Genomic DNA, 14,197 nt, shown 5'->3' on the forward strand with positions numbered 1-14,197 from the left:
CCTCCATGATGGAAATCGCCAAAGTTAATTGATCGGTCCGTTTATAACACCAGGCCATACCCATCAGGGTTGTCAGGTTTTCAGGGGCTTTCTCATAGGCGCTCTGATAGGATTCTAACGCTTCACTAAAATGTTCGGCTAGTTGTTGCGCTTGCCCTAGCAGGCAATAGTATTTTTCAGAATCGCTATCTGTAGGACTAATACAGGAAAGCTCACGTAAGGCCTGTTCGGGCATTTCGAGCATGAGATAGCCTTCTGCAGCATTGAAATGTCGTTTTGGTCGCGAAGCTGGTAGGAGTACCATTAAAAAACCTATCGATAAATTGAAAAACCTTTGCCCTATTTTAATGGATCGGGCAAAGGTTTTTCTATTCCATATGTCACGATATTATGATCGTTCATAAAATTAAGTTACGGCTGTCATCAACCAGGCTTTATAGCCACCGACCAGATCAAGCACATTTTCATATTTCTGCTTTTCGAGCAGACTGATGGCAATCGATGAGCGATATCCTCCTTGACAATGGACGATTACCGTATGGTCATGGGGGATTTCAATAATTCTTTCCTGCAACTGAGTTAATGGAATGTTTACACTTCCCTCAATATGCCCGCCTTCCCATTCAGATTGAGAGCGTATATCAACGATCATGGTTTTTTCATCTAGTTCGTTGAAAGCAGGCGCAGAAATTCGCTTTGTTTGTGAAACCAGCTCAGGATGATCCTTGAGACTGTTCAAACCATCTTTCAGAAATCCTTTGACTTGATCAAAACCAATCCGACCTAGCCGCATGATTGCCTCTTCAATACGTTCTTCGTCTTCGGCAATGACCAGTATGGGGACTTGTTTATCAAGTATGGATCCGGCCCAGGTTGCATAACGTCCATCCAGTCCGATATTTATACTTCCTTTGAGGTGCGCTCCGGCGAATTCAGTGGCACTTCTGACATCAATGACCTGATTATCGTTGTTGAGCATTTCCAGAACTTCATCCAGTGAAAACGCATTCCAGGAGGCGCTGAGGGTCTCGCTTAATGTTTGTCTCTCTTTCCGATTCATGATCGCGTCATGCACGAAGTACTGCGGTGCTTCAGGGAGATCAGTGGTAACCATTTCGATAAAATCCTGTTTGCTCATTGGCTGAAGTGCATAATTGTATTTTCGTTGTTCTCCTAATGTGGTCACCGCTGCATTGCTTAACTGCTTGCCGCACATGGAACCAGCGCCATGTGCCGGATAGACCAGAGTCTCATCAGGTAGAGTCAAAATCTTGTCATGCAGTGAGTGATACAGCATGCTTGCCAGTTCTTCCGCGGTGACTCCGATAGAAGCTAACAGATCCGGCCGACCAACGTCTCCCAAAAACAGCGTATCTCCGGTGAGAATCATTTTTGGTTGATCCGGATTTTCGCTCAAATCATAAACCAGAATCGAAATTCCTTCGGGGGTATGGCCCGGTGTTTCCAGAATCGACAATTTCACCGAACCAAGTATAAGCTCATCGCCTTCTCCAAGATCTTGAAATGAAAATTCCGCTTCCGCTTGCTTACCCATATAAATTTGCGCGCCAACTGCTTTCTTTAATTCAATATGCCCGGCGATGAAATCTGCGTGAAAGTGAGTCAAAATAACATGTTCAATCTGAAATCCATGTTCTTTGGCATCTTCCAGATAGATCTCTATATCTCGCTGTGGGTCAATCACGACCGCCTTACGTGTTTGTTCATCCGCGATCATATAAGAGGCGAGCGATAAACAATCAAGATAATATCGTTGAAAAAACATAATGAGTTCCCTTAGAAATCACTTCAACAAAGTACATTGTTACTTTTTACATCCAGAGACTTGATTCCAGGGCATTTTGGCGAGCAGCATGGCCATCCCACATGTATCTGTGATGCCAGCAAACATTAACCCTGCGCCAACAAATGCCGCGAGGCCACTGAACCAGGGATTGATAAACATCCCCAATAGCGCACCCAAAAGGACCAGAAATCCCGCTGCAATTCGTACCTGTCTTTCCAGAGAGATCGTTTTTTTACCTCGATTAACCGGCAGTCCCTGTTGAGCCCAGGCGGTGGTTCCCCCCTCTACGCTGACCACATTTGTGACACCAGCTTCTATCAATTTCTGGCAGGCCCGTGTGGATCGATTTCCGCTTTGGCAAATGACGTAAATCGGACCTGCCTCATTTCCATTTAGTACTTGTTTCACTTTTTCTGCATTCAACGTATCTAATGGAATGTTCACAGCGATAGGAGTATGTACTTCGCGAAATTCAGCGGGCGTTCGGACATCAATCAGATGGATGCCTTTTTCGTCATGAAGTTTTGCCAGTTCTCCTGGTTTGATCATTTTGATGTCTGTCATTTTAATACCTCGTTATATCACTATTTTACGATATGTAGTTTGAAAAAAAACTCAGTTTTGGAAAAACCGCCCCTCAATACAGTCCATGATTTTGTTCAAATGTGGTTCCGCGACTTGATAATAGACGTTTCTCCCCTCGCGTTCGCTGATAAAGAACCCACAGCGCTGCATCAGACGTAAATGCTCTGATGCTACGTTACTGGGAATTCCACAATCCTCTGCAAGCTCGCCAACTGAGTAGCGCCCCCGCAGAAGTAATTGTACAATTCGGATTCGGGCGGGATGTGCTAAAACTTTGAGACATTCTGCAGCCTCTTCCAGCGCTTGCCCGTTGTATTCTGGTGTTTCTTTTAATTTCATGGGTTTCTTCCTTATGTGTATAATATCGTGATATTACGATAAGTCAATGAGTTTATTTTGTTTTTTGGGAAATCAGATCCATTGGGAATTCTCCATTTCGACATTGATTCTTAACAAAAGCCTGTCAAAATCAATACTTAGCACCTCGGTCAGGAATTATTTGAAATAAGGAACCTTCAAATGAAATATGATACTTCTATACAATCAGATGCATTGGGAAGGCGGGCATTCCTCAAAAATGGGGCCGTGTTGCTGGCCGGGCTATCCTCTTTAACGAAGCAAAATTCTGCTTGTGCCTCTGAGCCCAATTCAAGAGGTGTCGTGCGAATTGGTTTAGTGACCGATCTCCATTACGCGGATAAACCACCTGTCGGCTCCCGCCATTACCGCGAGACCCTTTCTAAATTGAAAGAAGTCGAAAATCGTTTTCGCAGTGAGGAACCTGATTTTCTTGTTTTTCACGGAGACCTGATCGACTCTGGAGATTCATTAGATCAGGAAAAAAAACATTTGCAGACGGTGGTGAATGCCATTTCGATGATACCTTTTCCAAAATATTATGTCCTGGGAAATCATTGTGTCGATCAATTGAAGAAAGAGGAGTTTCTTCAAGGAGTAGGGCAGAAAGACTCTTTTTATTCTTTTGATCGAAACGGTTTTCATTTTGTAGTACTTGATTCGTGCTTTAAGACTGATGGTACTCCTTACGGGAGACGAAATTTTAAATGGACCGATGCGAATGTTCCCGAATCAGAACTTCGCTGGTTAAAGGCTGACTTGAAAAAGACCACACATCCCACAATTGTATTTGCACATCAACCGCTCGACTTAAAGGACACTGATGCCCATGCGGTGAAAAATTCATCGGAAGTGAGGAAGGTTCTTGAAAATTCAAAGAAAGTTACTGCGGTCTTTCAAGGGCACAGTCATCGCAATCATTATTCAGAAATAGCCGGCATTCATTACTGTACGATGGTCGCGATGGTAGAAGGGACGGGTCTCACGAATAATGGTTACAGTACATTGGATGTTTTTGAAAATGGCGATCTTCTGTTGAACGGATTTAGAAAACAGCAGGATTATCACTGGGATAGTGAATAACAAACAACTGTTTCTCGATGAAGAGAAAATCCATCATTGCAGACCTGAAGAGAGTCTGTATAAGATGTAATCTGTGTCAAACAGGACTTTAGATTGAACCAACGAGGAGCCCGCTATGCGTCGCTTTGTGACATTAACATTGATACCAGTCTTCGTTCTCTGCATTATAAATACGATCACGTCTAGTGTTGCGGCTGCCTCACAAGGATCACCTAATATTGTTTTCATTATCGCTGATGACCTGGGTTATCAGGAACTGGGATGTTATGGACAAAAATGGATTCAAACGCCGAACATCGATCGAATCGCTAAAAATGGTATCAAGTTTACTCAGTTCTATTCCGGGAATGCGGTCTGCGCCCCTTCTCGCTGTAATCTGTTGACGGGCAAACATCCCGGTCATGCTTACGTTCGCAATAATCGCAATCCAAAACATCTGCAGCACATGAAGGAAAAAGAGGGCTGGGAATTCCCCGGTCAATACCCTATTCCTGATGCAGAAGTCACGATTGCAGAAATGTTAAAGCAGAAAAATTATGCAACGGGAGCGATGGGAAAATGGGGATTAGGCCATTTTGGTACGACGGGAGATCCAAACCGTCAAGGCTTTGATTTATTTTATGGTTTCAACTGCCAGGTACATGCTCACAATCATTATCCAAAATTTCTCTGGCGTAATCACAAGAAAGAAACATTGCCCGGGAATGACCGAACATTGTATGGCGATACCCATTCCCAAGATAAATTTGTGGAAAATGGGCTCGCCTTTATTCGCCAACATCAAGACCAGCCATTCTTTCTCTACCTGCCTTTCGCAATTCCGCATCTGGCGATCCAGACGCCTGAAAAAATGCTGGCCAAATATCGCGGGAAAATTCCGGAAGAAGAATATAAGCATCGTGGTTACATTAAACACCCTCATCCACGAGCCGGTTATGCTGCCATGATTACCCAAATGGATGATGGTGTTGGACAGATCATGGATTTGTTAAAGGAATTGAAACTGGACGATAATACGATCGTCTTTTTTACTTCTGACAATGGTCCGACCTATGATCGATTAGGGGGATCGGACTCAAAGTTTTTTGAATCTGCGGGACCCTGGCGAGGTTTTAAAGGGAGTTTGTATGAAGGGGGAATTCGTGTTCCTCTGGTTGTGCGGTGGCCCGGACATATTCAACCGGGAGAAGTGACCGATCATTTGTCTGCCTTCTGGGATGTCATGCCAACTCTTGCTGATTTGACGGGTACGAAAGTACCAGCGGACATTGATGGTTTGACGGGTACGAAAGTACCAGCGGACATTGATGGCATCAGTTTTTTGCCCACATTGTTAAGCAAACCACAACAACAGAAGCAACATGACTACCTGTATTGGGAATTTCCGGCTTATACAGGACAACAAGCCGTTCATATGGGAGACTGGAAAGGGGTTCGACAGAACCTGTTGAAGAAGCGGAATCCGGTAATGAAAATCGAACTTTACAACCTCAAGAAAGATCCCGGCGAAAAGCATGATGTCGCCGATCAGCACCCGAAGATCGTGGCTCGTATCAAGTCAATTATGAAAACAGGCCGCACCCCTTCTGAGATGTTTCCGTTTCCTGCGTTGGATCAGCAGTAAGTAGTGGATGACGGATCAATTGAAACTTGTGACCAGCATTTCTATTGTGAGGAGTCTTATCCCACCCAGATCGGACTTGACCAGGCGAGTTGTCCATTGTTTTGTGTAACGCGAACGTAGTACCAGTCTGTCGATTTCGTATCACTGCGTTTGTCTTGCCAGCGAATTTGGGCTGAATACTCGCTCTGGCCTACCAATCGGTGAAGAATATAACTTTCACTGGTAAAGACGCCTGTGAACTCGACGACATTGTCATCGATCAGATCTTGCAGGCGGGCACTGATGGTTTTTTCATAAGGTTTGCGAATCTGCAGAGTCAGTGTGGTATCCGCTGCACCATCAATTTCACATACGACCGATTTGGTCGGATCTTCGCCGTAGCATTTTACACGCGTAGTATTCGAATCCAATCGTAATTCCTGATTCGAAATGACTTTGAGATTGTCCCGCAATTTTTCACTGAAAGGCGCAGATTGAAAACAGGGAATGGCACGTGTGAATTTTCCATTATCTAGCTTGATTGTCATATCCCACAAACAGGTGCGACCCATTGCCAGATCGGCCCAGGGACCCCAACCATATTGCAGACGGCATTTGACTTTGCCCGGTAAGATAGGTTTCTCGTCTAGATGATCTTCTGGAAAATGGCGTTCAATGACTTGTCCGTTGCGAATTAATTCGATCATTGAAATCGCGTCTTCTGCTTGAACACGGACATCAATCTGACGATCTGATGTGGCTGGCACATCACTGCCCATCGGCTGGCCGTTAAGTGATACTTCTAAAGCAATCCTATCACCAGTTGCAGCATACGTTCTGCGGGCACGCACTGCCTCCATCAGAGATTTCGATGACAAGTCTTCAGCCCAGACACCAACAACGCCTTCTCCATAGGCACCTGGATATCCCAAATGATCATCAGTCGATGCGACGAAACCAAATCGCATCCCTTTCTGCAATTGAGGCACAATCATATTTGCTGTAGAGCGGCCGCCGAGACTATGCCGGATCATCGGAAAAGGAGAACGGTCGGTTTCGGTACAACCATGTTCCGAAAAGACTTCTACAACGGGTGAGGCTGAAGGGCGATAGTGTTTGAAGTTAGCCCCTCGCCAGCCAACTTTGTAACCCACATGATGCGGAATCGCCAGTGCTTGTTTACTTTCGGCAAAGTCGAGTAATTTTTCAACATGATTGGGGAGGAACAGTTCGGGCTGGTCCTCAGGGAAAATCATACAGTAATCACCGAACTGGCTGGAATGCCATTCATAACCCAGAAAAGCAACGAACTGATCGGAATTGGCTTCCTGCATCAGGCTACGGGTTTTCAACCAGTGATTAGAATGGACTTCGAAACCGTTCACCCATTTCATATGACGGTCGCCAGGCATCTTTGGCATGTCATGCCAGGATGCATGGCCAGTGAACGAGAAAAAATCCAGATGCTCCTGAGCAAGTTCGATGGAACGCTCCAGCGATCCTTTGGCATACCCGACGGCGTTATGATTATGTAAATCACCCCAAAACAGTTGGAATTTCTTTTTGTCTTCTCCACCATGCAATTCTGAATTCACGCGAATTCCAGACAACACCGTGGCTGCCATTGTTTCACCTAAAAACGTTCGTCGATTGATTTTTTGAGAATCCATAGTGACTTTCTCAGGTTTGTTTAGGCATGGATTGGTTCGGAAAAAGAGGGACAGGTATTCTCCTGTCCCTCGAGATTACATTATTGGTAACCGATTATTTTTTACCAATGCAGTAAAGCTTATCGGTCATTTTTAAGTAAATTTTCCCATCAGAGAAAATGGGTGTCGCCAGAGCGAAGCCTTCTAATGGATTCTCTGAGACCATTTGAAATTTGTCGCCTTGTTCCAGAACAAACGTTGTGCCATCTTCTCGAGTGACATAAATATGACCATCAGCCAGGATGGGAGAGGCACTAAACTTGTGCCGGCTGCGGGGTAGACGATCCCCCCAGATTTTTTTTCCGGTTTTGATATCAAAACAGAGCAATTCACCTTTGTCAGCACAGATATAGAATCGGCCGTTAATCGCCGCGGGTGTGGGGACATCAGAGAATTCCCCTTTCGCCTCATTCGTCCAGACAACATTTGACTTGGTTACATCCCCGCTTCCACCTAACTTGATTCCAGTGACAGAACCACCGCGTGCATATGGGGCTATTAAATGCCCATCGCTGACGACGGGAGACGAGATTGAGCGAAAGTATTTATGTTGAGTTGGATTCAAGCCACCGACCCGCCAGAGTTCTTTGCCCGATTGAGCATCATGCGCGGTCACGTGGTCTGCGCCGAGTGCATAAATGATTTCTTTTCCATTTTGATTGACGACGATAGGAGTGGAATAACTCTGGTTGGCTTCTTCCGGAGAGGCCAGATTTCGGTCCTGCTTCCAGACTTCTTTACCGGTCGCTTTATCAAAGGCGACGATATAAGAGTTATCGCTCTGCATACAGGCGACGACCACCAGATCCTTTGTCAAAATGGGAGAGGTTCCCAGGTCCCACCAGAGCGTGTCTTCACCATAAATTTTCTGCAAATTTTTCTGCCAGACGATTTTTCCTTCCTTCTTGAGGCAGGCTAAATCACCACTCTTGAAGTAAGTGAAAACGAATTGGTCATCGGTGGCAGGGGAGGGACTGCTACCACTCCCTTTTTTATGTTTGCCGGCGCGCTCGGTACCGAAATCGACATGCCATTTTTCTTTTCCGGTATTTTTATCGATGCAGAGGGCTCTGTTTTTTCCTGCAGTCGTTGTTGTCAGAAACAGGTCGTCTCCCCAGATGACTGGAGTCGAACCACTCACCCCGGGAAAGTCGACTTCCCAGAGTATGTTTTTTGATTGATTCCAGGAGACGGGATAGCCACTTCCTTGGGCGACCCCATTTGAAGATGGCCCACGCCAGCCAGGCCAGTTTCCTGCGAGAGTTGTTGCAGTGATGAGTAGAGTAAGTGTGGCTGCTGCCAATAATGTTTTCATATTGTTACCTCAGACTGTGTGAATATTTATTTGAATATCGCTGGTAGTGATTTCATTTATGGTATGCGTACATTTTCATGGGGAGAATGTCGATTATAGCATGGACTCAAATCCAAATTCATTCCGAATCGAAGTATTTTTCCACGATCCAGCGAGGTTGATGTGGGTCCGGTTTTCTTTTTCGGCCCGTTAAGTCAATGGTTTCAGGCTGGGGATGATCAGATGTGAGGGGTTGTTTATCGTCGGTTTTTTGTTGCCAGTTCTTCAAAATCGCCAGCATTTTCTGAATACGTTTTTTCTGATCTGGTTTTTGAGAAAGATCGTGCAATTCATATGGATCATTTTTGAGATCAAATAATTGCGTCTTATTAATTTGCGTATATCGAATCAATTTCCAGCGATCATCGCGCACGGCCCTCATTAAGTCTTCGTAAGTTGTAAAAAGTGAATTCCGGACACCCTTGGTTTTTTCTTTCCATACGGGTAACAGGTCAAGGCCTTCTACACCAGCGGGAACCGGTGTATGAGTTAAATCACACACAGTCGGAAAGATATCGTATAAATAAACCAGCGCCTCACTGGATTGGTTTTGAGGAATTCCAGGGCCTTTAAAAATCAGTGGCGACTTCATGCTGTGTTCATACAGATTTTGTTTGCCCAATAACCCATGACTGCCTACAGCCAATCCGTGATCGGATGAAAAAATGATGATCGTGTTTTTGTCGAAACCATTTTTTTTGATGGTGGACAGGATACGGCCAATATGAGAGTCCATATCTGTGATCATGCCATAATATTCCGCGAGTTGCTCTTGAACAATTTTCGGATCTCGCGGCCAACCAGCGAGTGCTTCATCCCGGCCAGTCATCCAGCCATTATTAAACGGATGTTGTGGCATGAAATTTTTTGGGAGTGGCGGGGGAGAACTTTTGTAGGATTTCATTGCGGAGTCTGGAGGCATTCGTGGGTCATGGGGTGCTGAAAAAGCAACGTAGGCATAGAATGGTTGGTCTTTGGGCTGCTGGTTTAAAAAGTCAACAGTAGCGTCGACGAATAATTCGGTCGAGAACTTTGCCCCCTTGCGCTTATTTTCAAATTTGCCATTTTTTAGATCTACGACGGGAACCTTTAAATGGTTCGACATACCTCCCATAAAAGCCGCGGTACCAGTTGTAAAACTTTTCTGAAACGATTCAATATGATTGTGCCATTTCCCTGTTCCAAACGTGGTATAACCTGCCTGCTTTAATAATTGAGGCATCGTGGTAACCCCCTTCAGGTTCATAGGAACACGGTAAAGCGTGCGACCACTATTGAGCATGGCCCGACTGGGTTGACAGACGGCACCGTGAATGGAACCCATACAAAACGCATTTCGAAAGCTGAATCCGGTTCTCACCAGCTGATCCAGATTGGGAGTCTGTATGTGAGGATTGTCGTATGCAGCAATGGCGTCGGCGCGTTGGTCATCACTGAATAAAAACAGGATGTTCGGGCGCGAGTTCGATTGCGATTCTGCCCAGATTGGATTTGATTGGAAGGACGTCACAAGCAGGATCAGCAGAGTGATGGAATTTCGCAAGAGTGATGTCATGATTATAAATTACCGCCGGGTAGAGAACAGTAGTAGGGATGATATTGGAATAGTTTTATATTACTGAAAAGTGAGTCAAAGTTCGAATTCTATCACCCTTCTTTAGTAAGTTCCTGCAAATAAATAGCTACGTTTACGAAATTAGTCGATTTTGAAAAAGCGGCGCCCCTTGAGCTCAAAACGGGGTAAAGCACCGGGCGCCACTGTGGTGACTTCGGCATTGAAATTCAGGCGATCCTTAATGGCGTTGCTAACATCTACAACGAGTTGTTTCTGTTGTTCTTCCGTTGTTAGGGACCCAATCGGTTCAAGCTCAATTTTCATATGCTGCATTGATCGGATTGTGTGTACTTCAATCCGGTATTCTGCCAACCGATCGAACGTGCGAAGAATCGCCTCCAGGCTGGAGGGGAAGACATTGTTTCCACGGATGATGACCATATCATCCGCGCGGCCCAGTATACCTCCTTTTAGACGCAGTAATGAGCGACCGGACGGACAGGCAGAGGTATCTTCAGAAACGAGATCACCGGTGCGATAACGAATTAAAGGTGAACCAACTCGTCCCAGATTTGTGATGATTAACTCTCCCTGTTCTCCCCTCTCAACAGGTTGCAATGTGTCCGGGTTTACTATTTCAGCAATGCATTCGGTTTCGAGAATGTTTAAGCTTCCCGGACTTTCCAGAGGTTCAATACCCAATGCACCGATTTCTGTCATGCCCCAGTGATCGAAGACGCGCGCACCCCAGGCTTGGCCAATTCGTAATTTGGTTGCTGCAATATTACCCCCCGGTTCACCGGCGACGATTAATGCACGTACACGACTGGCGGCGAGATTAATGTTTTCTGCTTCAGCCACTTCAGCCAGCCGTAGTGCATATGTGGGAGTGCAGCAGATGGCCGTGATGTGATTGTCTAGAATCATTCGCAATCGGGCTTCGCTTCCCATGCCTCCACCGGCCAGACAAAAATGTCCAAGTCGCGCGGCACCTTCAAAGGCAGCCCAAAATCCGACAAAAGGACCAAATGAGAAAGGGAAAAATAATCGGTCTTCGGGATAGAGACCCACCATACGATAGATCTGCGCCCAGCATTCTCCAAACCAGTCCCAGCTTGCTTTCGTATCCAGCCAGCGCATTGGCGAACCGGTTGTTCCCGACGTCTGATGCATGCGGGTGTAATTTTCTACAGGAAATGTCAAATTCGAGCCATAAGGCGGATGAGACAAATGATCTGCCACTAATTCCGATTTGGTCGTGACCGGCAATTTTTGCAGATCGGATCGATTTTGAATCGATTCTGGAGTGATTCCATGCGCCTCCCATTTATTACGCCAGAAGGGATTGGCTGTAGAAACTTTCTTCAGAAGGTCTTGCAGGCGAAGCAGTTGGCATGCTTCGATTGCTTCCCGATTCTGGTTTTCCGGCATGTTTTGTGATTCATTCATAAAATTTTTAGAAGGATTCATTAAGAGGCGACAAAAATGGTTAGTACGAGCTATCTCTTATTCTGCCGCAACTTGAATGAATTTCCAACCTACCGAGCAATCAACGGTAGAAAATATTGTCCGGAAACCGGTACGGTACAATTGTTGAAACCAGTTGTTATATAAAGAGTTATTGAACTGAAACTATCTAACATGACCAATTCAACTACCACTCAAGTCATCAAATGAGGAGGACGATGATATCGATACAGTAGGTTGTCCTGATTACAAAAAAAATACGGTTCAGATGAGAATCAGGATCGCCTGATCATTGACGACAGCTCCAGAACTGACACCGGGAGACGACAAATTTATGGTAGCGGACGGTAATAGTAACGAGTTGAAACTCGGATTCCTGACAACAATCGAATGTCCGGATGGTGCATTGATCGGCGGATTACTGGTCACCAATCATTTTGGAAGACCTTTGGAATTTCAATGTACAACTCCTGTAAAACCGAACCGAACACAAGAGGTTTTGTATGGACCGACGCTCGTTCCCTTTCTCCTGGGGGAAGTGATCGGCCGGACGTTAGTAGAAAAAGTAAACGTTAAGCCGAATCTGATTCTGATTGAACAGGAACAGGCAATCGAACTCCAGAAACATATCACGATTCCGGTGGCAATATTATCCGATCTGGAACAGATTCTGGAAGAAAAAGATTCATTCATCTGTGAACAAGTTGGGCAAAACAGATTGCGGTTCGATGCAGGTCATCAGGCGGGTAGAACAGCCATCGAAACGACCAGCAAAAAAATACCGGGTGATGCAGATCTGGGAGAACCTTTTGAACGTGTGCGAGAAGCCTTGAATGAAGCTGTCAAAATGGGTTCATCCCGTTGACATCATTCTCATGTGGGCGTTATGAAAATTTTCAGGAGCACTTCGTTTAAGATCAGGCGGATACGTGGAATATTCAGAAACGAATTCGAATAGTGAAACAGACACTCGGAATGTACCCAATCATTCGGGTGGGCCACACTTTCTCCCTCAGTCAATGGCTCCAAATGTAGTGCCCATTGCACAAACAGATCGACAACTTCTCAAAGAACAAATCGACAGCGATGTGATACCATTGGTGTTATCGGCTTCTGTTTTTGCCTCAGGGATGAATGGGGCACTCAGTCGTAAGTTCAATCTGGAAACGACATCGATTGATTTGTTAGAGCAATCTGGCATGCAGCCTAAGTGGAAGCCGACCCGACCTCGTATTAAGACCTTCGGCATGACTTTTCCCGATGGCTTGGAGTTTATTCCACCGAAAGAAGAAGATGATAACGAAGACGAAAGAACTCAAATAAAAGGACCTGAAGTAACCGGTTCAGAAAATACAGAAAGCAAAAAAACGACTCGACTTAGACCTCCAGCGAATGCACTGTCTCTGGAAGACCGGCTGTTTTATTTATTACAGCCTCCTCTTCAATCCTGGTTGGCAGGGCAGGAACTGTTGTTGCCATTCGAACCGTTCCCTTACCAATACGAGGGAATTGCCTGGCTGTTTTCACAAAAGTCTGCCTTACTCGCCGACGAAATGGGACTGGGTAAAACAATGCAGACTATTACCGGCGTTCGTCTGTTATTGCGGAGTGGTCAGATTCGTCGTATTTTGTTGCTCTGTCCTAAACCGCTCATTCCAAACTGGCAACGCGAATTTAAGTTCTGGGCCGAGGAATTGCCTATCACTGTTGTGCAAGGAGACTCGAATCGTCGTAAAATGATTTGGGACATGCCGAATACACCGATTCTCGTTGCGAATTATGAATCGATGGCGCGTGATTTTGAAACGATGGGAGAAGAAAATATCCCCCGGTTTGATCTGGTTGTGCTTGATGAAGCACAGCGGATTAAAAATCGAAACTCTCGTACAGCTGAGATGGCGCGTTTAATTCCGCGCAAGCGAAGCTGGGCTTTAACGGGGACCCCTATCGAAAATCGACATGAAGAGATGTCCTCTTTATTCGAATGGATGGAGATTATCCCACCACGGGCCACTCCCGATCTGCGTCAATTGCAGGTTCTTTCCAAGGAATTTATTTTGAGGCGGACGAAAGACCTGGTGATGTCAGATTTGCCCCCACGTCTAGATCGCCCGGCGTATCTGGATTTGAATCCGGCTCAGCAACATGCTTATGAAACCGCTGAAAAAGATGGAGTGATTCAGCTGAATTCAATGGGAGACTCTATTACAGTACAACACGTTTTCGAGTTGGTATTGCGTTTGAAACAGATTACGAATTTCGATCCCGTCACAGGTGAGAGTTCCAAGTTGGATCGACTGGAAGCTGACATGGAAGAAATTGCTGCCAGTGGAGGCAAAGCAATTTTATTCAGCCAATGGACAAAGCCTTTGGATTTTATAGCCGAACGTCTGGGGCGATTTGGAACCCTGGTTTATCATGGTGGAATTCCCACCAAAAAACGTGAGCCAATTCTAGATCAATTCAAGAACGATCCAGATTCACACTTATTATTAATGAGTTATGGAACAGGAGCCGTGGGTTTAAATTTGCAGTTTGCCGGTTATGTCTTTCTGTTTGATCGCTGGTGGAATCCAGCAATTGAAGACCAGGCGATTAATCGAGCGCATCGCATAGGGCAGAAGACTCAGGTGATTGTGACGAAATTTATCTGTAATAATACGATAGAAGAACGGAT

Annotated in this window: 11 protein-coding genes and 1 pseudogene; 4 read left to right on the forward strand and 8 right to left on the reverse strand. The window is 45.4% G+C overall.

Translation table 11 applies throughout. The annotated features are described in order from the left end of the window. From Q0668_RS00135 to Q0668_RS00150, 4 genes and pseudogenes are all read right to left on the reverse strand, one after another. Positions 1–304, reverse strand: a pseudogene (locus tag Q0668_RS00135) (hypothetical protein); the annotation flags it as partial. 102 nt (positions 305–406) lie between these two features. Continuing rightward, complete coding sequence (locus Q0668_RS00140; RefSeq protein ID WP_298858722.1) at positions 407–1,786, reverse strand: MBL fold metallo-hydrolase; 1,380 nt, start codon at positions 1,784–1,786, stop codon at positions 407–409. Positions 1,787–1,825: 39 nt separating this feature from the next. Beyond that, entirely contained in the window at positions 1,826–2,371 is a 546-nt protein-coding gene (locus Q0668_RS00145) for a rhodanese-like domain-containing protein (RefSeq protein ID WP_298858724.1), read from the reverse strand. 51 nt (positions 2,372–2,422) lie between these two features. Then, positions 2,423–2,731: a metalloregulator ArsR/SmtB family transcription factor gene (locus tag Q0668_RS00150; RefSeq protein ID WP_298858726.1), complete on the reverse strand. Its 309-nt coding sequence runs from the start codon at positions 2,729–2,731 to the stop codon at positions 2,423–2,425. Positions 2,732–2,911: 180 nt separating this feature from the next. On the opposite strand from Q0668_RS00150, the gene Q0668_RS00155 reads away from it, so the two are divergent. Beyond that, positions 2,912–3,832 (forward strand): metallophosphoesterase, encoded by a 921-nt coding sequence (locus Q0668_RS00155; protein ID WP_298858727.1) that lies wholly within the window; start codon positions 2,912–2,914, stop codon positions 3,830–3,832. Positions 3,833–3,947: 115 nt separating this feature from the next. Next, the gene (locus tag Q0668_RS00160) at positions 3,948–5,456 is read left to right on the forward strand and encodes an arylsulfatase (RefSeq protein ID WP_298858729.1); all 1,509 of its coding nucleotides are present in this window, start codon (positions 3,948–3,950) and stop codon (positions 5,454–5,456) included. Between the two features lie 56 nt (positions 5,457–5,512). Here Q0668_RS00160 and Q0668_RS00165 read toward each other — a convergent pair whose 3' ends face one another. The 4 genes from Q0668_RS00165 to Q0668_RS00180 all read right to left on the reverse strand — a co-directional run bounded on the left by Q0668_RS00165 (position 5,513) and on the right by Q0668_RS00180 (position 11,502). Next, the gene (locus Q0668_RS00165) at positions 5,513–7,105 is read right to left on the reverse strand and encodes a hypothetical protein (RefSeq protein WP_298858731.1); all 1,593 of its coding nucleotides are present in this window, start codon (positions 7,103–7,105) and stop codon (positions 5,513–5,515) included. 94 nt (positions 7,106–7,199) lie between these two features. Beyond that, positions 7,200–8,459: a PQQ-binding-like beta-propeller repeat protein gene (locus Q0668_RS00170; RefSeq protein WP_298858733.1), complete on the reverse strand. Its 1,260-nt coding sequence runs from the start codon at positions 8,457–8,459 to the stop codon at positions 7,200–7,202. Positions 8,460–8,577: 118 nt separating this feature from the next. Continuing rightward, positions 8,578–10,053, reverse strand: a complete 1,476-nt coding sequence (locus tag Q0668_RS00175) for a sulfatase-like hydrolase/transferase (RefSeq protein WP_298858735.1) — start codon at positions 10,051–10,053, stop codon at positions 8,578–8,580. Between the two features lie 141 nt (positions 10,054–10,194). Continuing rightward, a complete protein-coding gene (locus Q0668_RS00180) occupies positions 10,195–11,502 on the reverse strand; it encodes an AMP-binding protein (RefSeq protein ID WP_298858737.1) in 1,308 nt (435 codons plus the stop codon). 310 nt (positions 11,503–11,812) lie between these two features. Here Q0668_RS00180 and Q0668_RS00185 point away from each other — a divergent pair, with 310 nt between their 5' ends. Both Q0668_RS00185 and Q0668_RS00190 read left to right on the forward strand, forming a co-directional pair. Then, positions 11,813–12,385 carry a hypothetical protein gene (locus tag Q0668_RS00185; protein ID WP_298858739.1) on the forward strand — a complete coding sequence of 191 codons (573 nt, stop codon included), beginning with the start codon at positions 11,813–11,815 and terminating at the stop codon, positions 12,383–12,385. 64 nt (positions 12,386–12,449) lie between these two features. After that, the coding region (locus Q0668_RS00190) for a DEAD/DEAH box helicase (RefSeq protein ID WP_298858741.1) at positions 12,450–14,197 on the forward strand (1,748 nt) is incomplete at its 3' end.

Origin of the sequence: uncultured Gimesia sp., assembly GCF_937910335.1 — a bacterium.
GTDB lineage: Bacteria > Planctomycetota > Planctomycetia > Planctomycetales > Planctomycetaceae > Gimesia.

What these genes read in the sequence shown, in the direction of transcription:
- Q0668_RS00140 (WP_298858722.1), bottom strand. Translation starts at nt 1,786, where the DNA reads ATGTTTTTTCAACGATATTATCTTGATTGTTTATCGCTCGCCTCTTAT.
- Q0668_RS00145 (WP_298858724.1), bottom strand. Translation starts at nt 2,371, where the DNA reads ATGACAGACATCAAAATGATCAAACCAGGAGAACTGGCAAAACTTCAT.
- Q0668_RS00150 (WP_298858726.1), bottom strand. Translation starts at nt 2,731, where the DNA reads ATGAAATTAAAAGAAACACCAGAATACAACGGGCAAGCGCTGGAAGAG.
- Q0668_RS00155 (WP_298858727.1), top strand. Translation starts at nt 2,912, where the DNA reads ATGAAATATGATACTTCTATACAATCAGATGCATTGGGAAGGCGGGCA.
- Q0668_RS00160 (WP_298858729.1), top strand. Translation starts at nt 3,948, where the DNA reads ATGCGTCGCTTTGTGACATTAACATTGATACCAGTCTTCGTTCTCTGC.
- Q0668_RS00165 (WP_298858731.1), bottom strand. Translation starts at nt 7,105, where the DNA reads ATGGATTCTCAAAAAATCAATCGACGAACGTTTTTAGGTGAAACAATG.
- Q0668_RS00170 (WP_298858733.1), bottom strand. Translation starts at nt 8,459, where the DNA reads ATGAAAACATTATTGGCAGCAGCCACACTTACTCTACTCATCACTGCA.
- Q0668_RS00175 (WP_298858735.1), bottom strand. Translation starts at nt 10,053, where the DNA reads ATGACATCACTCTTGCGAAATTCCATCACTCTGCTGATCCTGCTTGTG.
- Q0668_RS00180 (WP_298858737.1), bottom strand. Translation starts at nt 11,502, where the DNA reads ATGAATGAATCACAAAACATGCCGGAAAACCAGAATCGGGAAGCAATC.